Source organism: Pseudomonas sp. P5_A2_2 (genome assembly GCF_054177685.1).
This window is the reverse complement of record NZ_JBGCUL010000015.1, coordinates 1-21,075: the sequence shown is the minus strand read 5'-3', so window position 1 is coordinate 21,075 and position 21,075 is coordinate 1. Positions and strand designations below refer to the sequence as shown.

Annotated in this window: 27 protein-coding genes and 2 pseudogenes; 24 read left to right on the top strand and 5 right to left on the bottom strand. The window is 61.3% G+C overall.

Annotated elements, in window-relative coordinates:
- Positions 1-29: 29 nt before the first annotated feature.
- The 9 genes and pseudogenes from ACXRVY_RS03695 to ACXRVY_RS03655 all read left to right on the top strand — a co-directional run bounded on the left by ACXRVY_RS03695 (position 30) and on the right by ACXRVY_RS03655 (position 6,396).
- Complete coding sequence (locus tag ACXRVY_RS03695) at positions 30-1,154, top strand: protein-glutamate methylesterase/protein-glutamine glutaminase (protein WP_223461399.1); 1,125 nt, start codon at positions 30-32, stop codon at positions 1,152-1,154.
- Complete coding sequence (locus ACXRVY_RS03690; RefSeq protein WP_223461401.1) at positions 1,154-1,894, top strand: flagellar motor protein; 741 nt, start codon at positions 1,154-1,156, stop codon at positions 1,892-1,894. The genes ACXRVY_RS03695 and ACXRVY_RS03690 overlap by 1 nt, the downstream gene beginning before the upstream one ends.
- 15 nt (positions 1,895-1,909) lie before the next feature.
- On the top strand, positions 1,910-2,800 hold the full coding sequence (gene motD / locus ACXRVY_RS03685; RefSeq protein ID WP_085716991.1) for a flagellar motor protein MotD: 891 nt from the start codon (positions 1,910-1,912) through the stop codon (positions 2,798-2,800).
- A 43-nt stretch (positions 2,801-2,843) separates the two neighbouring features.
- Positions 2,844-3,632 carry a ParA family protein gene (locus ACXRVY_RS03680; RefSeq protein ID WP_458237029.1) on the top strand — a complete coding sequence of 263 codons (789 nt, stop codon included), beginning with the start codon at positions 2,844-2,846 and terminating at the stop codon, positions 3,630-3,632.
- A gap of 1 nt (position 3,633) precedes the next feature.
- Positions 3,634-3,756, top strand: a pseudogene (locus tag ACXRVY_RS03675) (outer membrane lipoprotein carrier protein LolA); the annotation flags it as partial.
- Between the two features lie 2 nt (positions 3,757-3,758).
- Complete coding sequence (locus ACXRVY_RS03670) at positions 3,759-4,688, top strand: CheW domain-containing protein (protein ID WP_223461404.1); 930 nt, start codon at positions 3,759-3,761, stop codon at positions 4,686-4,688.
- A gap of 42 nt (positions 4,689-4,730) precedes the next feature.
- Positions 4,731-5,216, top strand: coding sequence for a chemotaxis protein CheW (locus ACXRVY_RS03665; RefSeq protein ID WP_007980742.1), 486 nt, complete (start codon positions 4,731-4,733; stop codon positions 5,214-5,216).
- On the top strand, positions 5,217-5,609 hold the full coding sequence (locus tag ACXRVY_RS03660) for a DUF2802 domain-containing protein (protein WP_223461406.1): 393 nt from the start codon (positions 5,217-5,219) through the stop codon (positions 5,607-5,609).
- A gap of 289 nt (positions 5,610-5,898) precedes the next feature.
- Positions 5,899-6,396 (top strand): hypothetical protein, encoded by a 498-nt coding sequence (locus ACXRVY_RS03655; protein WP_223461409.1) that lies wholly within the window; start codon positions 5,899-5,901, stop codon positions 6,394-6,396.
- 155 nt (positions 6,397-6,551) lie between these two features.
- Here the strand turns inward: ACXRVY_RS03655 and ACXRVY_RS03650 are convergent, their stop codons facing one another.
- Both ACXRVY_RS03650 and fliK read right to left on the bottom strand, forming a co-directional pair.
- The gene (locus ACXRVY_RS03650; RefSeq protein WP_223461411.1) at positions 6,552-6,881 is read right to left on the bottom strand and encodes an EscU/YscU/HrcU family type III secretion system export apparatus switch protein; all 330 of its coding nucleotides are present in this window, start codon (positions 6,879-6,881) and stop codon (positions 6,552-6,554) included.
- Positions 6,878-8,452, bottom strand: a complete 1,575-nt coding sequence (gene fliK, locus ACXRVY_RS03645; protein WP_223461413.1) for a flagellar hook-length control protein FliK — start codon at positions 8,450-8,452, stop codon at positions 6,878-6,880. Before fliK ends, ACXRVY_RS03650 begins: the two co-directional genes overlap by 4 nt.
- A gap of 198 nt (positions 8,453-8,650) precedes the next feature.
- Between fliK and ccmA the strand changes: the two genes are divergently transcribed.
- The 12 genes and pseudogenes from ccmA to phnN all read left to right on the top strand — a co-directional run bounded on the left by ccmA (position 8,651) and on the right by phnN (position 17,237).
- Positions 8,651-9,286, top strand: coding sequence for a cytochrome c biogenesis heme-transporting ATPase CcmA (gene ccmA / locus ACXRVY_RS03640; protein WP_150724488.1), 636 nt, complete (start codon positions 8,651-8,653; stop codon positions 9,284-9,286).
- Positions 9,283-9,951: a heme exporter protein CcmB gene (gene ccmB / locus ACXRVY_RS03635; protein WP_223461415.1), complete on the top strand. Its 669-nt coding sequence runs from the start codon at positions 9,283-9,285 to the stop codon at positions 9,949-9,951. Before ccmA ends, ccmB begins: the two co-directional genes overlap by 4 nt.
- 73 nt (positions 9,952-10,024) lie before the next feature.
- Positions 10,025-10,780, top strand: a complete 756-nt coding sequence (locus tag ACXRVY_RS03630) for a heme ABC transporter permease (protein ID WP_223461417.1) — start codon at positions 10,025-10,027, stop codon at positions 10,778-10,780.
- Positions 10,777-10,953 carry a heme exporter protein CcmD gene (gene ccmD / locus ACXRVY_RS03625; protein ID WP_007980758.1) on the top strand — a complete coding sequence of 59 codons (177 nt, stop codon included), beginning with the start codon at positions 10,777-10,779 and terminating at the stop codon, positions 10,951-10,953. The genes ACXRVY_RS03630 and ccmD overlap by 4 nt, the downstream gene beginning before the upstream one ends.
- Positions 10,950-11,405, top strand: coding sequence for a cytochrome c maturation protein CcmE (ccmE, locus tag ACXRVY_RS03620; RefSeq protein ID WP_223461418.1), 456 nt, complete (start codon positions 10,950-10,952; stop codon positions 11,403-11,405). Before ccmD ends, ccmE begins: the two co-directional genes overlap by 4 nt.
- 3 nt (positions 11,406-11,408) lie before the next feature.
- Positions 11,409-13,397 (top strand): heme lyase CcmF/NrfE family subunit, encoded by a 1,989-nt coding sequence (locus tag ACXRVY_RS03615; RefSeq protein ID WP_223461421.1) that lies wholly within the window; start codon positions 11,409-11,411, stop codon positions 13,395-13,397.
- Positions 13,394-13,930 carry a DsbE family thiol:disulfide interchange protein gene (locus ACXRVY_RS03610; protein ID WP_223461423.1) on the top strand — a complete coding sequence of 179 codons (537 nt, stop codon included), beginning with the start codon at positions 13,394-13,396 and terminating at the stop codon, positions 13,928-13,930. Before ACXRVY_RS03615 ends, ACXRVY_RS03610 begins: the two co-directional genes overlap by 4 nt.
- Positions 13,927-14,400: a cytochrome c-type biogenesis protein gene (locus ACXRVY_RS03605; RefSeq protein WP_223461425.1), complete on the top strand. Its 474-nt coding sequence runs from the start codon at positions 13,927-13,929 to the stop codon at positions 14,398-14,400. The genes ACXRVY_RS03610 and ACXRVY_RS03605 overlap by 4 nt, the downstream gene beginning before the upstream one ends.
- On the top strand, positions 14,393-15,595 hold the full coding sequence (gene ccmI / locus ACXRVY_RS03600) for a c-type cytochrome biogenesis protein CcmI (RefSeq protein ID WP_223461427.1): 1,203 nt from the start codon (positions 14,393-14,395) through the stop codon (positions 15,593-15,595). Before ACXRVY_RS03605 ends, ccmI begins: the two co-directional genes overlap by 8 nt.
- A 15-nt stretch (positions 15,596-15,610) precedes the next feature.
- Positions 15,611-16,018, top strand: coding sequence for a hypothetical protein (locus ACXRVY_RS03595; RefSeq protein WP_223461429.1), 408 nt, complete (start codon positions 15,611-15,613; stop codon positions 16,016-16,018).
- A gap of 219 nt (positions 16,019-16,237) precedes the next feature.
- Positions 16,238-16,626, top strand: a pseudogene (locus ACXRVY_RS03590) (alpha-D-ribose 1-methylphosphonate 5-triphosphate diphosphatase); the annotation flags it as partial.
- A gap of 44 nt (positions 16,627-16,670) precedes the next feature.
- Positions 16,671-17,237, top strand: coding sequence for a phosphonate metabolism protein/1,5-bisphosphokinase (PRPP-forming) PhnN (gene phnN, locus ACXRVY_RS03585; RefSeq protein ID WP_223461431.1), 567 nt, complete (start codon positions 16,671-16,673; stop codon positions 17,235-17,237).
- 95 nt (positions 17,238-17,332) lie between these two features.
- On the opposite strand, the gene ACXRVY_RS03580 is transcribed toward phnN, so the two are convergent.
- Both ACXRVY_RS03580 and ACXRVY_RS03575 read right to left on the bottom strand, forming a co-directional pair.
- The gene (locus tag ACXRVY_RS03580) at positions 17,333-18,211 is read right to left on the bottom strand and encodes a LysR family transcriptional regulator (RefSeq protein ID WP_223461433.1); all 879 of its coding nucleotides are present in this window, start codon (positions 18,209-18,211) and stop codon (positions 17,333-17,335) included.
- 65 nt (positions 18,212-18,276) lie between these two features.
- Entirely contained in the window at positions 18,277-18,405 is a 129-nt protein-coding gene (locus ACXRVY_RS03575) for a hypothetical protein (protein WP_256357406.1), read from the bottom strand.
- A 102-nt stretch (positions 18,406-18,507) separates the two neighbouring features.
- Here ACXRVY_RS03575 and ACXRVY_RS03570 point away from each other — a divergent pair, with 102 nt between their 5' ends.
- Entirely contained in the window at positions 18,508-18,720 is a 213-nt protein-coding gene (locus ACXRVY_RS03570) for a type II toxin-antitoxin system HicA family toxin (RefSeq protein ID WP_223461464.1), read from the top strand.
- Entirely contained in the window at positions 18,720-19,124 is a 405-nt protein-coding gene (locus ACXRVY_RS03565) for a type II toxin-antitoxin system HicB family antitoxin (protein ID WP_007983297.1), read from the top strand. The genes ACXRVY_RS03570 and ACXRVY_RS03565 overlap by 1 nt, the downstream gene beginning before the upstream one ends.
- A 95-nt stretch (positions 19,125-19,219) precedes the next feature.
- On the opposite strand, the gene ACXRVY_RS03560 is transcribed toward ACXRVY_RS03565, so the two are convergent.
- Entirely contained in the window at positions 19,220-20,425 is a 1,206-nt protein-coding gene (locus ACXRVY_RS03560; protein ID WP_223461435.1) for an MFS transporter, read from the bottom strand.
- Positions 20,426-20,660: 235 nt separating this feature from the next.
- On the opposite strand from ACXRVY_RS03560, the gene ACXRVY_RS03555 reads away from it, so the two are divergent.
- Positions 20,661-21,075: hypothetical protein (locus tag ACXRVY_RS03555; RefSeq protein ID WP_458237028.1), on the top strand; the 415-nt coding region annotated here is incomplete at its 3' end.

Here is a 21,075-nt window from a genome sequence, read left to right as displayed (position 1 = left end):
CTGGCCTCGCTCCATCTAATGGAGTGTTTATGGCAGTCAAAGTCCTGGTGGTGGACGATTCGGGGTTTTTCCGCCGCCGCGTCTCGGAAATTCTTTCAGCGGATTCCAATATCCAGGTCGTCGGCACGGCGACCAACGGCAAAGAGGCGATCGATCAGGCGCTGGCCCTCAAGCCCGACGTGATCACCATGGACTACGAGATGCCGATGATGGATGGCATCACCGCCGTGCGGCACATCATGCAGCGCTGCCCGACCCCGGTCCTGATGTTTTCCTCGCTGACCCACGAAGGCGCCCGGGTCACGCTCGATGCGCTGGATGCCGGCGCGGTGGACTTCCTGCCGAAGAATTTCGAAGACATCTCGCGCAACCCCGAGAAGGTCAAGCAACTGCTGTGCGAGAAGATCCTGAGCATTGCGCGCAGCAATCGTCGCGTCAGCACTTACAGCGCTCCGGCCCCTGTGGCCGCGCCCGCTCCAACACCTGCGCCTTCGAGCGTCGGCAGTTTTGGCGGCAGCGCGCCCGTGCGTCCGGCACCGATCCCGGTGCGTACACATGCGGCCACTGCGTCGTCGCCCGCGCCGAAACGCAAAGCCTACAAACTGGTGGCCATCGGTACGTCCACCGGCGGCCCGGTTGCCCTGCAGCGGGTGCTGACCCAATTGCCGGTCAACTTCCCGGCCCCGATCGTGCTGGTTCAACACATGCCGGCCGCCTTCACCAAGGCTTTCGCCGAGCGCCTGGACAAGCTCTGCCGCATCAGCGTCAAGGAAGCCGAGGATGGCGACATCCTGCGACCGGGCCTGGCGCTGCTGGCGCCCGGTGGCAAGCAGATGATGATCGACGGCCGTGGCACGGTGAAAATCCTCCCGGGTGACGAGCGTCTGAATTACAAGCCATGCGTGGACATCACCTTCGGTTCGGCAGCCAAGTCCTACGGCGACAAAGTTCTGGCGGTCGTCCTCACCGGCATGGGCGCCGACGGTCGTGAAGGCGCGCGCCTGCTCAAGCAGGGCGGCAGTTCGATCTGGGCACAGGACGAAGCCAGTTGCGTGATCTACGGCATGCCGATGGCCATCGTCAAAGCCGAGCTCGCCGACGCGGTGTACAGCCTCGACGACATTGGCAAGCACTTGGTCGAGGCCTGTATCTGATGGATGTTCTAAGCCTGATCGGCATCATCATGGCCTTCGTCGCCATCATCGGCGGCAACTACCTCGAAGGTGGTCATCTCGGCGCCCTGGCCAACGGCCCGGCGGCGCTGATCGTGCTCGGCGGCACCATTGGCGCCGCGCTGCTGCAATCGCCGATGAGCGCGTTCAAGCGTGCGATGCAGATCCTCGCCTGGATCCTGTTCCCGCCTCGCGTTGACCTGGCCGGTGGCATCGACCGCGTGGTGAACTGGAGCCTGACCGCCCGCAAGGAAGGCCTGCTGGGCCTTGAAGGTATCGCCGATGCCGAACCCGACAACTACGCGCGCAAAGGCCTGCAACTGTTGGTTGACGGCGCCGAGCCGGAAGCGATCCGCAGCATTCTGGAAGTGGATTTCTACACCCAGGAAAGCCGCGATGTCGAAGCGGCCAAGGTCTTTGAAAGCATGGGCGGTTACGCGCCGACCATCGGCATCATCGGTGCGGTGATGGGCCTGATTCACGTCATGGGCAACCTGGGTGATCCGTCGCAACTGGGTAACGGCATCGCCGTGGCGTTCGTCGCCACCATCTACGGCGTGGCCAGTGCGAACCTGGTGCTGCTGCCGATTGCCGCGAAACTCAAATCCATTGCGTTGCGCCAGTCGCGTTATCGAGAAATGTTGCTGGAAGGGATCCTGTCGATCGCCGAAGGTGAAAACCCTCGCTCCATTGAGTTGAAGCTTCAGGGCTTCATGGATTGATGGGAGACATGGATCATGGCACGTCGTCGCCAGCATGAAGAACACGTCAACCACGAACGCTGGCTGGTGTCCTACGCGGACTTCATCACCCTGCTGTTCGCCTTTTTCGTGGTGATGTACTCGATTTCGTCGATCAACGAAGGCAAGTACAAGGTCATTTCCGAAGCGCTGATTGGTGTCTTCACCGATTCCGATCGTTCGCTCAAGCCGATCCCCATCGGTGACGAGCGGCCGAAGACCGTGACCCCGGCCAAGCCYCTGGTCAAGGACAGTGACCAGGTCGATGCCGGTGTCGCCGGCGCCAGCGATCCACTCAAAAGCATCGCCGACGACATCAGTGCGGCGTTCGGTGACCTGATCAGCTCCAACCAGATGACCGTGCGCGGCAACGAGTTGTGGGTCGAGATCGAGCTCAATTCCAGCCTGTTGTTCGGCAGCGGCGACGCCATGCCCAGCGACATCGCGTTCAACATCATCGACAAGGTCGCGGCGATCCTGAAGCCGTTCGACAACCCGATTCATGTCGAAGGTTTCACCGACGATCAACCGATCCGCACCGCGCAGTACCCGACCAACTGGGAACTGTCCTCGGCCCGCTCGGCCAGCATCGTGCGCATGCTGGCGATGCAGGGGGTGAACCCCGGTCGCCTGGCTTCGGTGGGCTACGGTGAGTTTCAGCCGGTGGCCAACAACGCCACCGCTGAAGGCCGCGCACGCAACCGTCGCGTGGTGCTGGTGGTGTCGCGCAACCTTGATGTGCGCCGCAGCCTGACCGGCACCGGAACCGCCCATGCGCAACCGGATGCCGCATTGAAGCGTGCTGGCACACAAACTGCACCGACCCCGGTCAAGTCGCCGGTACGAGAGAGCGCCGTCAATTCTCCGTCGCCCGCATTAACACGTTGAGCTATTTCTCGGCCGCTGCGTTGGGCCGGGAGGAACAATCCGAATGAGAGTCTGGGCAGTCGCCAATCAAAAGGGTGGTGTCGGTAAMACCACTTCCTCCATCGCTTTAGCCGGTTTACTGGCGGAGGCGGGCAAGCGCGTGGTCGTGGTCGATCTCGACCCCCACGGCTCGATGACCAGCTATTTCGGCTACGATCCCGACAGCCTGGAACACAGCAACTACGACCTGTTCCTGCACAAGGGCAACGTACCTCAAGGCCTGCCGGGTCAACTGCTGTTGTCGACCAGCGACGAACGCATCTCCCTGTTGCCCTCCAGCACCGCGCTGGCCACCCTTGAGCGCCAGTCGCCGGGGCAGAGCGGTTTGGGCCTGGTGATTGCCAAGAGCCTGGCGCAACTGTGGCAGGACTTCGATTACGCCGTGATCGACAGCCCGCCATTGCTCGGCGTGCTGATGGTCAATGCCTTGGCGGCGAGCCAGCAACTGGTGATCCCGGTGCAGACCGAACACCTGGCGGTCAAGGGCCTGGAGCGCATGGTCAACACCCTGGCGATGATCAACCGCTCGCGCAAACAGGCATTGCCCTTCACCATCGTGCCGACCCTGTTTGACCGCCGCACCCAGGCGTCCCTCGGAACCTTGCGCGTGCTGCGCGACAAATTCCCCGACGAAATCTGGCAAGGCTATATCCCGGTGGACACGCGCCTGCGCGATGCCAGTCGAGCAGGGCTGACGCCTTCGCAATTCGACGGCAAGAGCCGTGGCGTTCTCGCTTACCGCGCGTTGCTCAAGCATCTGCTGGCGGCACAACTTGTTCCGCAGGTGGCCTGACATGACCCCGATCCCTGTAGGAGCGAGCTTGCTCGCGATGGTCGTCAACGATGACGCGGGAAACCTGACACCCCGTGGCGCTCTCAGGTTCATCGCGAGCAAGCTCGCTCCTACAGGTGCATGCGCATGAACCGGCCGTTGAAGGTGACGTCGCGTCCACAACTGGCGCTGCAGTCCTACCTGGACAGCCTGCTGCAGGACGTGACTGAAGAATTGACGCTGCCCGTAGAGGCAGTGGCCGAGGAGATCGCCGCCGAAACCGTGCTGGACGAGTTCCAGGCTGCCGTGCTCGAAGAACAGGCCCGGGATGCGCAGAAACCCGCGCCTGTGGTTGCGCCAGTAGCACCGGTAGCCAAGGCGCCGGTTGCTGTGGTCGAAGCGCCGGAGCCCGTTCTGGCACCGGTATCGACCCTTGCGCCGCTGTTGCAAACCCTGGTGGCTCCAGTCATTGAAGAGCCGGTAGCGCTGGAGGCTCCGGTGATCGAGGAACCTCAGGCGCTGGTGTCACCAGTCGTCGAAGTGCACCTGCCGCCGAGCAACACGCCGCCACCGGTACAAACCGACGGTCGTCCATCCTGGGCTGCCGAGCCGTTCGAGTGCCTGTTGTTCGATGTCGCCGGGTTGACCCTGGCGGTGCCGCTGGTGTGCCTGGGTTCGATTTACTCCCTGGCCGGTCATGAGCTGACGCCGTTGTTCGGCCAGCCGGAGTGGTTCCTCGGCATCTTGCCGAGTCAGTCGGGCAACCTGAAAGTGCTGGATACCGCACGTTGGGTCATGCCCGACCGTTATCGCGACGATTTCAAGCAGGGTCTGCAATACGTCATTTCCGTCCAGGGCTACGAGTGGGGGCTGGCGGTGCATCAGGTCAGCCGCTCGTTGCGCCTGGATCCGAACGAAATCAAGTGGCGCAGTCACCGTGGTCAACGGCCATGGCTGGCGGGCACGGTGATTGAACACATGTGTGCGTTGCTCGACGTTTCCGCGCTGGCCGAGTTGATCGCCAGCGGCGGCGCAAAGCACATGGGCGGCCACAAGCCGACCCACAAAACTACATAACAGAACACACACCGCCAGGGCGGTTTCTTGAGGGGTCAGGGTATGAATGACAAGGCAACGGCGGCAAAGGGTTCCGAAGATCCGATCCTGCAATGGGTCACCTTCAAGCTGGACAACGAGACCTACGGCATCAACGTGATGCGCGTCCAGGAAGTCCTGCGCTACACCGAAATCGCCCCGGTCCCGGGTGCCCCGAGCTACGTGCTGGGCATCATCAACCTGCGCGGCAACGTCGTTACCGTGATCGACACCCGCCAGCGCTTCGGCCTGATGAATGCCGAGATCAGCGACAACACCCGTATCGTCATCATCGAAGCCGACAAGCAGGTGGTCGGGATCATGGTCGACAGCGTGGCCGAAGTGGTTTACCTGCGTCAGTCGGAAATCGAAACCGCGCCGAACGTGGGTAACGAAGAGTCCGCCAAGTTCATTCAAGGCGTGTGCAACAAGAACAACGAATTGCTCATCCTGGTCGAGCTCGACAAGATGATGAGCGAAGAAGAATGGTCGGAACTGGAGAGTATCTGATTGATTCTCGAGGTTGCGGTCATTGTCCTGTTCCTGTTTTGGGCAGGCACGCTGGCAATGTTCCTGGCGTACATTCGCGCTCAAAAACAGATCGCCGCACAACAGGCCCAGGGTGATGCGCTGCGTGATCAGCGCATCAAGGACCTGGGCAAACGCGTCGACGACTACCAGAACGGCAATGTGCGCATGGGCGAAGACCTGCATGAGCTTCGCGCGACAGTCGCACCATTGCCGGACAAGCTCGCGCAGCTGGAACAGCGTGATCCTTCAAGCCTTTCGTTTGCCCAGGCAGCGCGGCTGGTCGGAATGGGCGCCAGCGTCGACGAACTGACCCAGTCCTGCGGCCTGACCCAGGCTGAGGCGGAGTTGATGAGTAAGTTGCACAAGAACTGATTCTTGCGATTGGCCTGAAATCCCCTTCGCGGGCAAGCCCGCTCCCACAAGTGTTGATGGTGCTTACAATATCTGTGAACACCCCCAACCCTGTGGGAGCCTGCCCGCGAAGACGTCTTCGAATGCGCAGCAATCTTCCCCGCATCCGACGCATTCTTCTCTATCCTCAGACCGGGATTACGCTTTCGTAGTCTCCTGCCTATAGCACTCTCAGATTCCACCGTCTTGTGATTGCAACCAGCGATCAGTAGTTTGATCTGCTCAAACATACACAGTGCCAGGAAGGCTTATGATCGACATTCTGCGTGGTACACCGCTGTGGGTTTATGCGGTGTTTTTTATTCTGAGTTACTACGGTGTCATCGCCTGTTTCAGGAGCCATGTATCGAAGAGGTCATTGCAGATATCCCCCGTGATATTCGTGGCTTTGTCCCTCGCATCGCTCAATCCCTCCCAGGAAATTGCAATCCAGCTTTCAGCCTATGCGCTGGGATTACTGGCGGGGTGGTTGCTGGCACAGCGTTTTTTCTCGTACAGCAATGTGCAGTGCGAGGGGCAACATCTGGTTCTACCCGGCACGATCAAGGTACTGATTGTGTATTGGGGCTTTTTTGCCTGGCGTTATTACGAGGGTTTCCAGGCGGCCATGTACCCTGAGCTGGCCAATGAAATGTCGGCGGTTGCAGGGGCGGCGCTGGGGGCAGGGCTCATCAACGGCCTGATTGTCGGTCGCAGTTTCAAGCTATTGCGTTTTTTCAAGTTTGAACACGTGACGCCCCGGAGTTGATGAGCAAGTTGCGCAAGAACTGAGTTTTACAGTTCCTTGAGATTGCTATCGCGAGCAAGCTCGCTCCCACAGTAGTTGTATCTCGTACACAAAATACGTGTTCGCTGAAGATCAAATGTGGGAGCGAGCTTGCTCGCGATGGCGGCCTTAAAAACTCAGTAGTCTTCCCCGCGCTCGGTGACATCCTTCTCCACCATCAACGCATCCGGCCCCATCCCCGCCGGAAACTTGCCCTTCAAACTCCACGCAAACGCAATGATCTCGGCAATCGTCAGATACAGCTCCTGCGGAATGCTGTCCCCCAGCTCCATCCTCGCCAGCAGCCTCACCAGTTCGGCGTTCTCGTAGATCGGCACTTCGCAGTCCCGGGCGATCCGCAGGATTTCTTCCGCCAGTTCTTCGTCGCCCTTGGCGGTGAGGGTGGGAGCATGGCTGCCGTCGTATTTGAGGGCGATGGCCTGGCGTGGGGCGTTGGGGTTTTTCATGCGGTTTCGTCGACCCAGCGTTGTTCGAGGCGGGTTTGCGGGCCTTGCGGTGGTGTTCCGAGGTGGAAATCCAGGTCACCGACGTTCAGTCCGGCGGACAGCAGACGCTCACGTAGCCCGCTCAGGTTGCTTTCGATCAGGCTGGCGGTGTACGGCCGTTCTGCCCAGAGCTGGCTGGAAAGGCTGCCCTTGATCAGTTGTGCCTGAATTTGCAGCGGTCCCAAAGGCTCCATGGCGAAGGCCAGTTCCACACGCCACAGCTGTTGTTTGGGCTCGCGTTCTTCGCGGCGCTCCTTTGGCTGTTCTTTTTCGGGTGCGTCTTCACGCTGGAACTTGACCTGCAAGGGCACGATGTCTTGCATGTTGCGCATCGGGATTTCCAGCTGCCAGGTGCTCATCAGCCGTCCGTCGGCGGTTACGCCGGTTTGTTCCAGGCTCGACAGTTGATGGCTTTGCAGGCGTGAAACCGCGGCGGCGGCCAGACGAAGCAGGTGTTCGAGGTCGTTTTCAGCGTCGGCGCTTTGCAACAGGCGTTCGGGCAGCGGGAAACCGCTCGGCGACGGTTTGGCGCTGACCTGACCGAGCATGCCCAGGGCATTGCGGACAAAATTCGGCATGGCCTGGGCCAGGGTGTTGGCGGCGATGATCGCGCCGAGGCTGGTGTTGGCCGGCAAGCCCTGACTCAATTGCGCGACCAGTTTGAGCAGGTCGCCTTTCATGTCCGGCGCAAGCGTCGGATTTTGCCCGCTCAGCAGTTTGCTTTCGAGGAACGCACCGCTGCTGGCCAAGGCCTGGGCCAGGCCCTTGGGGGTGCTCAACTGTTGAATATCCGGCAAGCCAGCGAGCAGTCTGCTTGCGGCGCTACGCAATTCAACGGATGTCTGGTCCGAGGGCGGCAGGTTCTGCAGGAGCTTGAGCAAGCCATCCAGCGAGCCCTGGCGGCTTTGCTGGTCGACCAGTTGCCGGGTCACCGCCAGTTGCTCCTGACGGTTGCTCAGTGGCACGAACTTCAAGGTCTGGGTGTCCTGCACCTGCGCGCTGAGCAAGGTGCCGATGCGCAACGGTTGCGGGCTGTCGATGCTCAGGGTGCTGCCGCTCAGTGCGGTATTGAGCAGGCTGACCATCGAGCGAAACACCATGGGCTGGCCGGGCACCTGCGGCAGCACTTGCGAGGTCAGCACTTTGCCCTGCAGCAGGGTGCCAACGGGCAATTGCGCGGTGTCGAGGCGGGTGAGGGTGGCGACGCTGGAGGCGATGGCCTGTTGCACCGTCACGGCCAGACTGCCGGCCGAGGGCTGGCTGACGACCAGCGTGGTGCCCTGGGCCAGCGGTTGATTACTGGTGGTCTGGACCGTGGTCTGGCGGCCGCTGTCGAGGGTGACCTTGAGCAGCATCTGGAAAGTCTGGTCCGCCTGCTTGAGCGACAGGACTTCGGCCTGGGCGGTTTGACCGACGCTGATCAGCCCCTCCACCGGCGTCAGCAATTTGAGCAGCTCGCCGCTGACCGCCTGCGGGCGCGAAGCCGCCGGGAGGGTTTGCGCTAGCGGGAGGATGTTCATTTCGCCTGTCATACGTGGTCACAACCTGAGGAAAATGCACTCTTTAGAGTAAGGCCTGGCATGTATAATGCCGCGCCGTTGTATCCAAAAATGGCAAAACTTTGCAATTGTTTGACGCAGCTCTCTAGAACAAGACGTCATTGCATCTATGCTGCATCTCTTTAACGGCCGCGCCAGAGCCGACTTGAACCGTATAAGGCCCGTGAACCCTTGACCAGTCCTGTCCTGCAAACCGTTGCCCTTGCCTGTGAGCGAGACCTTCGGCTGCTCTTCGAAAATCTCGATTTGCGACTGGCCAGTGGCGAAATGGTACAAATCAGCGGCCCCAACGGCAGCGGCAAGACCAGCCTGTTGCGCCTGCTCTCGGGGCTGATGCAGCCGACCGCCGGTCAGGTGCTGCTCAACGGCCAGCCACTGAACGAGCAACGCGGTGAGCTGGCGCGCAACCTGCTGTGGATCGGCCACGCGGCCGGGATCAAGGATTTGCTGACACCGGAAGAGAACCTGAGCTGGCTGTGCGCCTTGCACCATCCTGCGACCCACGAGGCGATCTGGCAGGCGCTGGCCGCGGTCGGGCTGCGCGGATTCGAGGATGTTCCCTGTCATACGTTGTCCGCTGGTCAGCAGCGTCGCGTCGCCTTGGCGCGCCTGTATCTGGACAGTCCGCCGCTGTGGATCCTCGATGAACCCTTTACCGCCCTCGACAAGCAGGGCGTGGCACAGCTTGAATCTCATCTGGCCGGCCACTGCGAACGCGGCGGCATGGTGGTGTTGACCACCCACCACACGCTGAGCCGGATGCCGGCCGGTTATCGCGACATCGATCTGGGGAGCTGGGCCGTATGAGTGTTTTCGGCCTGCTGGTCGCCCGCGAGGCTCGTCTGCTGTTCCGCCGTCCGGCGGAACTGGCCAATCCGCTGGTGTTCTTCGCTATCGTCGTTTCCCTGTTCCCGCTGGCGGTCGGCCCCGAGTCTCAATTGTTGCAAACCTTGTCTCCGGGGCTGGTCTGGGTCGCAGCGCTTTTATCGGTCTTGCTCTCGCTGGACGGGCTTTTCCGCAGTGATTTCGAAGATGGATCGCTCGAGCAGTGGGTCCTTTCGCCGCACCCCCTGGCTCTTCTGGTTTTGGCCAAAGTGCTGGCACACTGGACTTTTTCAGGACTGGCACTGGTTTTGCTCGCACCCTTGCTGGCATTGATGCTCGGTTTGCCTGCCGCCTGTCTGCCGGTGTTGCTGCTTTCGTTGTTGCTCGGTACACCGGTACTGAGCCTGCTCGGTGCGGTGGGCGCAGCGCTAACGGTTGGTTTGAAGCGCGGTGGTCTGTTGCTGGCGTTGCTGATACTGCCGTTGTACATCCCGGTGTTGATCCTTGGCAGTGGCGCCTTGCAGGCTGCCTTGCAGGGCATGCCGGCGACCGGTTATCTGTTGTGGCTTGGCAGCCTGACCGCCTTGGCGATAACCCTTACACCCTTTGCAATAGCCGCTGGCCTGAAGATCAGCGTCGGCGAATAATGAGGTCTGGTTAAAAAACAACCAGCAAAGACCCTGGCTCTTCACAGTAAAGAGCAACCGTGATGGAAACAGTATGAACTGGACGTGGTTTCACAAACTCGGCTCGCCCAAATGGTTTTACGGCATCAGCGGCAAACTGTTGCCCTGGCTGAGCGTCGCGGCGTTGCTGCTGATCAGCGTTGGCGTGGTCTGGGGCCTGGCCTTCGCGCCGCCGGACTACCAGCAGGGCAACAGCTTTCGCATCATCTATATCCACGTCCCGGCCGCCATGCTGGCGCAGTCGATCTACGTGATGCTGGCGGTGTGCGGTATCGTCGGCCTGGTGTGGAAAATGAAACTGGCCGACGTCGCCTTGCAATGCGCGGCGCCCATCGGCGCCTGGATGACTGCGGTGGCGCTGGTCACCGGGGCCATCTGGGGCAAGCCAACCTGGGGCTCGTGGTGGGTCTGGGATGCACGCCTTACGTCCATGCTTATCCTGCTTTTCCTGTACTTCGGTCTCATTGCGCTGGGCAACGCGATCAGCAATCGTGACAGCGCGGCCAAGGCCTGCGCGGTGCTGGCGATCGTCGGCGTGATCAACATCCCGATCATCAAGTACTCGGTGGAGTGGTGGAACACCCTGCACCAGGGCGCGACCTTCACCCTGACCGAAAAACCGGCAATGCCCGCCGAGATGTGGCTGCCATTGCTGCTGACGGCGCTGGGTTTCTACTGTTTCTTCGGCGCGGTCCTGCTGCTGCGCATGCGTCTTGAAGTGCTCAAGCGCGAGGCCCGGGCCAGCTGGGTCAAAGTCGAAGTGGAAAATAGCCTGGAGGTCGCTCGATGAGTTTTGCTTCATTCGGCGACTTCATCGCCATGGGTCATCATGGCCTGTATGTCTGGTCAGCCTATGGCATCTGCCTGGCGGTATTGGCCCTCAACGTGGCGGCGCCGATCCTGGCTCGCAAGCGGTATCTGCAACAAGAGGCGCGTCGTCTGCGCCGGGAGAACGGCAAGTGAATCCGCTGCGCAAAAAGCGTCTTATCATCATTCTCGCGATCCTGGTCGGGGTCGGCGCTGCCGTCGGCCTGGCCCTGAGCGCCCTGCAGCAGAACATCAATCTGTTCTACACACCGACCCAGATCGCCAACGGCGAAGCCCCGCAAGGCACGCGCATTCGTGCTGGCGGCATGGTCGAGAAGGGCTCGCTGGAGCGTTCCGGTGATTCCCTGGACGTGAAGTTTGTCGTCACCGACTTCAACAAGTCCGTGACCATCACTTATCGCGGCATCCTGCCGGACCTGTTCCGTGAAGGGCAGGGCATCGTCGCCCTGGGCAAGCTCAATGCCGATGGTGTGGTGGTGGCCGATGAAGTGCTGGCCAAACACGATGAGAAGTACATGCCGCCGGAAGTGACCAAGGCGTTGAAAGACAGCGGTCAATCGGCTCCAACGCCCGCGAAGGAGGGTTGATCCATGACATCCGGCATCTTTATTCCCGAGCTGGGTCATCTGGCGATGATCCTGGCCTTGTGCTTCGCTCTGGCCCAGGCCGTGGTGCCATTGCTCGGCGCCTGGCGCGGTGACCGCCTCTGGATGAGCCTGGCCCAGCCGGCGGCGTGGGGGCAATTCACCTTTCTGCTGTTTGCCTTCGGTTGCCTGACCTACGCCTTCATGGCCGATGACTTCTCCGTGGCCTATGTGGCCAACAACTCCAACAGCGCCTTGCCGTGGTACTACAAGTTCAGCGCGGTGTGGGGTGCCCACGAAGGTTCGTTGCTGTTGTGGGCCTTGATTCTCGGCGGCTGGACCTTCGCGGTGTCGGTGTTTTCCCGGCAGTTGCCGCAGGTCATGCTGGCCCGCGTGCTGGCGGTGATGGGCATGATCAGCACCGGTTTCCTGCTGTTCCTGATCATGACCTCCAACCCGTTCAAGCGCATCCTGCCGCAAATGCCCACCGACGGCGCCGACCTCAACCCGTTGCTGCAAGACATCGGCCTGATCGTGCACCCGCCGATGCTGTACATGGGCTACGTCGGTTTCTCTGTGGCCTTCGCCTTCGCCATCGCCGCGCTGATGGGCGGTCGCCTGGATGCCGCATGGGCACGCTGGTCGCGTCCGTGGACCATTGTTGCCTGGGCGTTCCTCGGCATCGGCATCACCCTGGGTTCGTGGTGGGCGTACTACGAGCTCGGCTGGGGTGGCTGGTGGTTCTGGGACCCGGTGGAAAACGCCTCGTTCATGCCATGGCTGGTGGGCACCGCACTGATTCACTCGCTGGCGGTCACGGAAAAACGTGGCGTGTTCAAGAGCTGGACCGTGTTGCTGGCCATCGCCGCATTCTCCTTGAGTCTGCTCGGTACCTTCCTCGTGCGTTCCGGCGTGCTGACTTCGGTTCACGCCTTTGCCTCCGATCCGGAGCGCGGCGTGTTCATCCTGATTTTCCTGCTGTTCGTGGTCGGTGGTTCGCTGACCCTGTTCGCCCTGCGCGCGCCGGTGGTCAAGAGTCAGGTCGGCTTCAACCTCTGGTCGCGGGAAACCCTGCTACTGGGCAACAACCTGGTGCTGGTGGTGGCGGCGTCGATGATCCTGCTCGGCACCTTGTACCCGCTGATTCTGGACGCCATGACCGGCGCCAAACTGTCCGTCGGCCCGCCATACTTCAACGCGCTGTTCATTCCGTTGATGGCGTTGCTGATGATGGTGATGGCGGTCGGCGTGATCGTGCGCTGGAAAGACACCCCGGTGAAATGGCTGGTGAGCATGCTGACGCCGATCTTGCTGGGCAGTGCCGCCATGGCCGTGGTGGCCGGCGTCGCGTACGGCGATTTCAACTGGGCGGTACTCGCGACCTTCATGCTCGCCGCCTGGGTGTTGCTGGCCGGTGTGCGTGACATCTTCGACAAGACTCGCCACAAAGGGCTGATCAAAGGCCTGCCGACCCTGACCCGCAGCTACTGGGGCATGCAGGTCGCGCACCTGGGCATCGCCGTGTGTGCGCTGGGTGTCGTGCTGTCGAGCCAGAACAGTGCCGAGCGCGACCTGCGCCTGGCGCCGGGCGAGTCCATGGACCTGGCCGGTTACCACTTCATCTTCGAAGGCGCCAAACACTTTGAAGGCCCGAACTTCACCTCCGACAAGGGCACCGTCCGGGTGATCCGCAACGGTAAGGAAGTCAGCGTGCTGCACCCGGAAAAACGCCTGTACACCGTGCAGAACTCGGTGATGACTGAAGCGGGCATCGACGCCGGATTCACCCGCGACCTTTACGTCGCCCTCGGTGAACCCTTGGGTAACGGCGCCTGGGCTGTGCGCGTGCACGTCAAACCGTTCGTGCGCTGGATCTGGTTCGGCGGTTTGCTGACAGGCGCAGGCGGGTTGCTGGCGGCGTTGGATCGGCGATATCGGGTCAAGGTCAAAAGCCGCGTGCGTGAAGCACTGGGCATGTCGGGAGCCACTGCATGAAGCGTTGGTTGATGTTGTTGCCACTGGCGATTTTTCTGGTGGTTGCTGTGTTTCTTTACCGCGGGTTGTACCTGGATCCGGCCGAGCTGCCTTCGGCCATGATCAACAAGCCGTTCCCGGAGTTTTCCCTGCCGACAGTGCAGGCCGACAAGTCCCTGACCCGCGCTGACATTCTCGGCAAGCCAGCGCTGGTCAACGTCTGGGGCACCTGGTGCATTTCCTGCCGGGTCGAGCACCCGGTGCTGAACAAGCTGGCCCAGCAAGGCGTGGTGATCTACGGCATCAACTACAAGGACACCAACGCCGATGCCTTGAAGTGGCTGACGGACTTCCACAACCCGTATGTGCTGGACATTCGTGACGACCAAGGTTCGCTGGGCCTGAATCTCGGTGTATATGGCGCGCCGGAAACCTTCTTTATCGACGCCAAGGGCATCATCCGCGACAAATTCGTCGGTGTGATCGACGAGCAGGTCTGGCGCGAAAAACTGGCGGTCAAATACCAGGCGCTGGTCGACGAGGCCAAGCCATGAAGCGCTGGATCGCTGCCGCTGTTCTCGGTTTGAGCCTGGCGGGTGTGGCCCACGCGGCCATCGACACCTACGAGTTCGCCAAGGAAGGTGATCGCGAGCGTTTTCGTGAGTTGACCAAGGAGCTGCGTTGCCCCAAGTGCCAGAACCAGGACATCGCCGATTCCAACGCACCGATCGCCGCCGACCTGCGCAAAGAGATTTTCCGCATGCTTGGCGAGGGCAAGGACAACCAGCAGATCATCGACTTCATGGTCGATCGCTACGGTGATTTCGTCCGCTACAAGCCTGCACTGAACGCCAAGACCGCCTTGCTCTGGTTCGGCCCCGCCGGTCTGCTGCTGGGCGGTGTCGTGATCATCGCGGTGATCGTCCGCCGTCGTCGCGTGCAACGCGCCGGCACCCCGGGCTCGCTGTCTGCCGAGGAGCGCTCGCGCCTCGACCACCTGTTGGATAAAACCAAGAATGATTGATTTCTGGCTCGCTGCAGGTCTGCTGCTTCTGGTGGCCCTGAGTTTTCTGTTGATCCCGGTGCTGCGCAGCCGTCGCGCCCAGCGTGAAGAGGATCGTACCGCCCTGAACGTCGCGCTTTATCAGGAACGCGTGGCTGAGTTGCAGACTCAGCATGAAGAGGGCGTGCTCGATGCGGCGCAAATGGACGCGGGTCGCGCCGAAGCGGCCCGTGAGTTGCTGGCGGACACCGAAGGCGTCGAAGCGCCGCGGGTGTCGCGCCTGGGCAAACCCTTGCCATTGCTGGCGGCCGTTCTGGTGCCGGTGCTGGGCCTGGGGCTGTACCTGCATTACGGCGCCAGCGACAAGGTTGAGCTGACTCGCGAGTTCGCGCAGGCACCGCAATCGATGGAAGAGATGACCAAACGCCTGGAGCGTGCGGTTGCCGCTCAACCGGATTCCGCCGAGGGCCTGTACTTCCTCGGTCGTACCTACATGGCTCAGGATCGCCCGGCGGACGCGGCGAAGATGTTCGAGCGCACGGTGAACCTGGCCGGTCGTCAGCCGGAGCTGCTTGGCCAATGGGCCCAGGCCCAGTACTTCGCTGATGGCAAGAAGTGGTCGGACAAGGTCCAGGCCCTGACCGACGAAGCGCTCAAGGCTGATCCGAAGGAAGTCACCAGCCTCGGTCTGCTCGGCATCGCCGCGTTTGAAGGCGAGCGTTATCAGGAGGCTATCGACTATTGGAATCGTCTGCTGGCGCAACTGCCGCCGGAAGACAGATCTCGCGAAGCGTTGCAGGGCGGGATCACCCGGGCCACGGAGAAACTGGTGGCCAGTGGCGGCAAGGTTGCGCAAGCACCGGCAGCCAAGACTGCGGCGTTGCTCAAGGTCAGCGTCGATCTGGCAGCGGACCTCAAAGCCAGGGTCCAGCCTGGCGACAGCGTGTTCATCTTCGCCCGTGCGATCTCCGGTCCACCGGCCCCGCTGGCGGTCAAGCGCATGACCGTGGCCGACCTGCCGGTGACCGTCGAACTGGGCGATGCCGACGCAATGATGCCGCAATTGAAACTGTCGAACTTCCCTGAAGTCCAACTGGTTGCGCGCATTTCCCGTGCCGGCAAACCCACTGCCGGCGAATGGATCGGTCGCAGCCAGCCCCTGGCCAGCAGCACCACCGCGCCGCAAACACTGACCATCGACAGCCCGGACAAATAACAGGAAAACGCAATCATGACCGCATTCGCTCGTATCACCCTGCTCAGCGTCGTTATGGGGTTAAGCGCTTGTGCGGTCCAGCAGCCAACGGAACAACAGGCACCACCACCGTTCCCGCCGACGCAGCCCAGCCCTACGCCATCGACTTCGCCTGTACCGAGTAAGCCGAGCATCCCCGCCAAACCCTCCAAGCCGTTGCCACGCACTTCTGCGAGCTTCGCGCCGCCACCGGGGGGCAACAGCCATTGGGATCCGAAGCTTGGGGTGTATGTACTCGATGACCAGCCCAATACTTTTTATCGCCAGCGTACCTATTACCGTTGGGATAACGGCTGGAGCCGGTCGATCAGTCCGAAGGGGCCGTGGGAGGAGACGGATATCCACGGTGTACCGGGTGGCCTGGGGCGGCAATTCGGGCAGTAGCGCATAAGGCGACCTTCGGGTCGCCTTTTTCTTGGCTGGAAAATGTGATTGCCGGGCCACTGCTGGACCCTGTGGGAGCGAGCCTGCTCGCGAAGGCGGCCTGCCAGTCGACCAGGTACCTCACAGACGAACGAACCCAACAACCAGGCCGGCCGGTAGGCCGCCTCGGACGCTGTTGCGGTACACGCCCCCTCATGCCCTGAGCCTCTCCGTCAACCCGAAGCTACCTACGCCGAACTGACCCAAGCCGAACACCGTCTGCACCTGCGCCGCGAGCTGTGCCACCCGGACATTTTCAGCGTGTTCCGCGATCTGGTGGAGAACCCGCTGGTGCAGTTGGTGTCGGTGATGGACCACTCGCCGGGTCAGCGCCAGTTGGTACTGGAATCCAAGTACCGTGAGTACTACATGAGCAAGTACCACCCGACCACGACTCAGATGGACGAACTCATCACGCTGCGGCATGACCATCGCCGAGTTCCCGACCACCGTCGAGGCGTGGTTACCGGGAGCACGGCATGAATGTGTTGATGGGAGCACCGAACATCGTGCGCGGCGAGTCGCACTCGGGTAACGTGGCCGTCGCAGATCTGACCGCAGAGGATCTGCCGAAGGTCCAGCAAGTATGGCGACAAGCAACGAGGGTGTTTTGATGTCAGGCAGGTTGATCTATCTCATCGGGCCTTCAGGTTCGGGCAAGGACAGCCTGCTGGATGCTGCGCGAACGCGGTTGGCCGAACGCGGCTGCCGTATCGTGCGCCGGGTTATCACCCGCTCGGCTGAAGCCGTGGGCGAGGCGGCGCTGGGTGTCAGTGCGCAGCAATTCGCGGATATGGAAGCTCAGGGCGCGTTTGCCCTGAGCTGGCACGCCAATGGGTTGTCCTATGGTATCCCGCGGGAAATCGACGATTGGCTGGCCGCCGGGCAGGACGTACTGGTCAATGGCTCTCGGGAGCATTTGCAGAACACGCGCTCGCGTTATCCGAACGTGTTAGTGCTGTTGTTGACTGTGGATCAAGCAGTACTGCGTCATCGCTTGCTGGAGCGTGGGCGAGAATCGCTGATCGAGATCAATCAGCGGTTGGCACGCAATGCCCGGTTCAGCGAGCAACTGCTGGCGCAAGACCCGACCCTGCACCTGCTCGACAACTCCGGACAACTTGAGCAAACGGTCGAACGTTTGCTGGCCTGCTTTGACGAGCAACCCCCATGTGTCTGACATTACCGGGAACGCACGACGAGGAATTACCTTCATAGGCGGTCAGTGCAGGAGTTGGCACAGCCTGCGATCCTTGATCTTGATTGAGCTGCCTGTCAGGCCAACAACCCCTGCACATACTCCACGAACGCCCGAGCCTTGGCGCTGGCCATTCTCCCCGTGGGGAACACCGCCCACAGATCCAGGTTCGGCAATGTCCAGTCCTTCATCACTTCCCGGACCGAGCCGCTGGCCAGTTCCGGCGCGAACATCCATTGCGAGGCCATGGTCAGCCCTTGATGGGCCAGCACGGCTTCACGCAGGCCTTCGGCGGCGTTGACGCGGATCCGGCCGCTGATGATCACCGATTGCTCTTCGCCGGCCTTGTTGAATTGCCAATTGGCGCCGCCACCAAGGCTGTAGACGATTGCCTGATGCTTGCACAGGTCGGCGGGGCAGGTGGGTTCGCCGTGTTTTTCCAAGTAGGCCTGCGTGCCCACTACCATGCGCCGGCATTCGGCGATCTTGCGGGCGGTCAGGCCAGAGTCGCTCAAGGCGCCCATGCGCAGGGCGATATCGACGCCTTCTTCCACCAGGTTGACGTTGCGATCGTCGAGCATCAGGTCGATGTTCAGCTCCGGGTTTTGCTCCAGGAAGGGGCTCAGGTGCGGAACGATGTGCAGCCGGCCGAAGGTGACCGCCGCGCAGATGCGCAGGTTGCCGGTCAACCCGCTGGCCGCACCGCGCGCGGCGTTATCGGCCTCGTCGGCTTCTTCGATGGCGCGCTTGGCCCGTTCGAAAAAGGCCAGCCCGGCCTCGGTGGGCGTCAGGCCCCGGGTCGAACGCAACAATAGTCGCACCGCCAGCCGCGATTCGAGTTGCGCGATGCTTTTCGACACGGCCGGCTGGCCGATGTTCAGGCGCCGGGCGGCAGCGGAAAACGAGCCGGTTTCCACCACGTAGACGAAGGTTTCCATTGCGGCGAGGCGGTCCATCGGAAGTCCTTGTAGAGATCAAATAATGAAATGGCTACCCCCGCCCCCACAATTGATGAATGGTGTCAGTGCGAACCGCGAATTGTATCCAGCATCGCCTCAGGCTCGGGACGCTGAGTGTAATCCGGGTTGACCTCGGCGTAACGGATCACACCCTCTCGGCCGATCACATAACGCCCCGGCATGGGCAGCATCACACTCTGTAAAACAACCGAGCGTCGCACTGCGAGATTTTGTGCTTGAGTAAAGATAACTCTAGGGTTACTTTTAATTGGKCCGGAGCAAGGAGGCTGGTGGTGCAGAGCAGGCTATTGATCAAGGAATTGATGGAGGCAGGTTGGACTTTGGACAGGGTCACTGGCAGTCATCACATCTTCACTCACCGATACAACCCATACACGATCCCCGTCCCCCATCCGAAAAAGGATTTGCCGATCGGGACGGTCAAGAGCATCAGGAGGCGCGCCGGGCTGTACTGCCCGCCAGCCCGTTACGCAGGAGATCCATAATGCAATATCCAATCTGTATCGAATGGGGCGATGAGAACACCGCCATCGGTATCCAGATCCCCGACATCCCAGGTGCGGTGACCGCCGGGGATACCTTTGAAGAGGCTTACAACGCCGCCGTCGAAATTGCCCACATCATGCTGCAAGAAATGGCGGCAGACGGCGATACGATTCCGATGCCGACTTCGGCGGCATTGCACCGCGGCAATCCGGAGTTCGCCGACATGGGCTGGGGCATGCTGGAACTGGACATCTCGCCGTACATGGGCAAGACCGAGAAGGTCAATGTCACGCTGCCCGGCTATGTGATCCAGCGCATTGACCGCTATGTGCGTGAGCACAACGTCAAAAGCCGCTCCTCCTTTTTGGCGGATGCGGCGATGGAGAAGCTGGTCCGGCAATAAATCGGGGGCGCCGCTGGCATTCGCGAGCAGGCTCGCTCCCACAGGGATTGCAAAATACCTGTGGGAGCGGGCTTGCCCGCGATGCTTTTGAGACCTTACGCCGTCGCCAGCGCGGCCTTCGGCGAAACACTCAAGAACCGCAACAACGCCAGCAACGGAAACGCACTGCCGACGATCACGATCCACAACCAGCCGCCCTGTTCGTACACCGCGCTGGCCACTGAAGAGCCGAAGGCGCCGCCGATGAAGATGCTGGTCATGTACAGCGCATTCAGGCGGCTGCGGCTTTTGCCGTCGAGGGCGTACACCGCACGCTGGCCGAGGACCATGTTCATCTGCACGCAGAAGTCGAGCACCACGCCGGTCACGGCCAGGCCGATGACGCTGTAGGCCGGATGGATAAACGCCGGCAGAAAGCTCAGGCTGGCGAATAGCAGGGCCAGCAGTGACGCGATACGGGTGTGACCGGCATCGGCCAGGCGTCCGGCGATCGGGGCGGCAATGGCGCCGATGGCGCCCACCAGCGCGAAAATCGCGATCTCGCTTTGCGACAAACCATGGTTGCGCGCCAGTTCCAGCGGTACGGCGGTCCAGAACAGGCTGAAGGTGGCAAACATGCACCCCTGGTAAAACGCGCGCTGGCGCAGCACCGGTTGTTTGCGCAACAGCGTCCACAGCGAGCCCAGCAGCTGGCCGTAGGAAGCACTGTGATCAGGTTCACGCTTGGGAATGGTCACTGCCAGCACGATGCTGATGGCCGCCATCAACACCGCGGCAATCATAAACATCGCCCGCCAGCCGAAGTGGTCGGCCACCACACTGGACACCGGCCGGGCCAGCAGAATGCCGAGCAACAAACCGCCCATGATCCCGCCCACCACACGGCCACGGGTTTCTTCCGGCGCCAGGTGCGCGGCCAGCGGAATCAGGATCTGCACCGAAACCGAACTGAACCCCACCAACAGCGAAATCAGCAAAAACACATTCGGCTGGTCGGTGAACGCCGCCCCCAGCAAGCTGCCGATCGCCACCAGCGTGGTGATGATCATCAACCGGCGGTTCTCCAGCAAATCCCCCAGCGGTACCAGGAAGAACAACCCCAGCGCATAGCCGATCTGAGTCAGGGAAACGATCAGGCTGGCCATGGTGTTGGTCAGGCCGATGTCCGGCGCGATCAGGCCGATGATCGGCTGCGCGTAGTAAATGTTGGCGACAATAGCGCCGCAGCAGAAGGCGAACAGCAGCACCATCCCTGGGGTCATTGTCGCAGTGCCGTGGGGCACCTGGGTCGCTGGGTTCATAACGGTTCTCGCTGTACGAAAAGGAATGCGCGCAGGCTAATGGGCTGACTGAAACGGCGGAAGTGGGATTGGAGTGATAGCAATCATTCCATTGCGGAATGACTGACGGACGCGTGTGTCGTCCGTCGTAGAGCCTTGCGTCAGAACTATGCAGGTGAATGATACATTCACTTACACCTTGTTCGATAGCGTGCTTATGTTCTCTCTTCCTGTCACACCACCGGAGGGTCGTCCCATGAAGATGAAGTTTCGTCAGCTGATTCGCTGCGTTTGTGTCGCTACCGTGATCAACGTATTGAGCGTTGGCCTGGTCCAGGCCGAGGATGCGCCGGGTATGCGAATCGGGGTGCGCGGAGAGATCACCGGCGTCAGCCCGGACATTCTGAAAGTCCACGCCAACAGCGGCGACAACGTGGTGATCAATTTGACCAGGGACACCAAGGTCCGCGCCGTGACCCTGGCCAACATCGAAGACATCAAGCCCGGCAGCTACATCGGCTCTGCGGCCATTCCTCAGGAGGATGGCACCCTCAAGGCCCTTGAAGTTCATGTTTTCCCGCCGGAGCTGGCCGGCAGTGGCGACGGTCATCGGCCCTTCGATCTGGTCAAGGGCAGCAGCATGACCAACGGCAGCGTCGGCGACCTGGTGG

Coding starts and splice junctions, on each gene's coding strand:
- ACXRVY_RS03560 (WP_223461435.1), bottom strand. CDS start 20,425: ATGAACCCAGCGACCCAGGTGCCCCACGGCACTGCGACAATGACCCCA.
- ccmB (WP_223461415.1), top strand. CDS start 9,283: ATGAGTGTTTTCGGCCTGCTGGTCGCCCGCGAGGCTCGTCTGCTGTTC.
- ACXRVY_RS03575 (WP_256357406.1), bottom strand. CDS start 18,405: ATGCTGCCCATGCCGGGGCGTTATGTGATCGGCCGAGAGGGTGTGATC.
- ACXRVY_RS03670 (WP_223461404.1), top strand. CDS start 3,759: ATGAACCGGCCGTTGAAGGTGACGTCGCGTCCACAACTGGCGCTGCAG.
- ACXRVY_RS03665 (WP_007980742.1), top strand. CDS start 4,731: ATGAATGACAAGGCAACGGCGGCAAAGGGTTCCGAAGATCCGATCCTG.
- ACXRVY_RS03595 (WP_223461429.1), top strand. CDS start 15,611: ATGACCGCATTCGCTCGTATCACCCTGCTCAGCGTCGTTATGGGGTTA.
- ACXRVY_RS03650 (WP_223461411.1), bottom strand. CDS start 6,881: ATGAAAAACCCCAACGCCCCACGCCAGGCCATCGCCCTCAAATACGAC.
- ACXRVY_RS03615 (WP_223461421.1), top strand. CDS start 11,409: ATGACATCCGGCATCTTTATTCCCGAGCTGGGTCATCTGGCGATGATC.
- ACXRVY_RS03580 (WP_223461433.1), bottom strand. CDS start 18,211: ATGGACCGCCTCGCCGCAATGGAAACCTTCGTCTACGTGGTGGAAACC.
- ACXRVY_RS03695 (WP_223461399.1), top strand. CDS start 30: ATGGCAGTCAAAGTCCTGGTGGTGGACGATTCGGGGTTTTTCCGCCGC.
- ACXRVY_RS03630 (WP_223461417.1), top strand. CDS start 10,025: ATGAACTGGACGTGGTTTCACAAACTCGGCTCGCCCAAATGGTTTTAC.
- ccmI (WP_223461427.1), top strand. CDS start 14,393: ATGATTGATTTCTGGCTCGCTGCAGGTCTGCTGCTTCTGGTGGCCCTG.
- fliK (WP_223461413.1), bottom strand. CDS start 8,452: ATGACAGGCGAAATGAACATCCTCCCGCTAGCGCAAACCCTCCCGGCG.
- ACXRVY_RS03690 (WP_223461401.1), top strand. CDS start 1,154: ATGGATGTTCTAAGCCTGATCGGCATCATCATGGCCTTCGTCGCCATC.
- ACXRVY_RS03565 (WP_007983297.1), top strand. CDS start 18,720: ATGCAATATCCAATCTGTATCGAATGGGGCGATGAGAACACCGCCATC.
- ccmD (WP_007980758.1), top strand. CDS start 10,777: ATGAGTTTTGCTTCATTCGGCGACTTCATCGCCATGGGTCATCATGGC.
- ACXRVY_RS03610 (WP_223461423.1), top strand. CDS start 13,394: ATGAAGCGTTGGTTGATGTTGTTGCCACTGGCGATTTTTCTGGTGGTT.
- ACXRVY_RS03605 (WP_223461425.1), top strand. CDS start 13,927: ATGAAGCGCTGGATCGCTGCCGCTGTTCTCGGTTTGAGCCTGGCGGGT.
- ACXRVY_RS03655 (WP_223461409.1), top strand. CDS start 5,899: ATGATCGACATTCTGCGTGGTACACCGCTGTGGGTTTATGCGGTGTTT.
- phnN (WP_223461431.1), top strand. CDS start 16,671: ATGTCAGGCAGGTTGATCTATCTCATCGGGCCTTCAGGTTCGGGCAAG.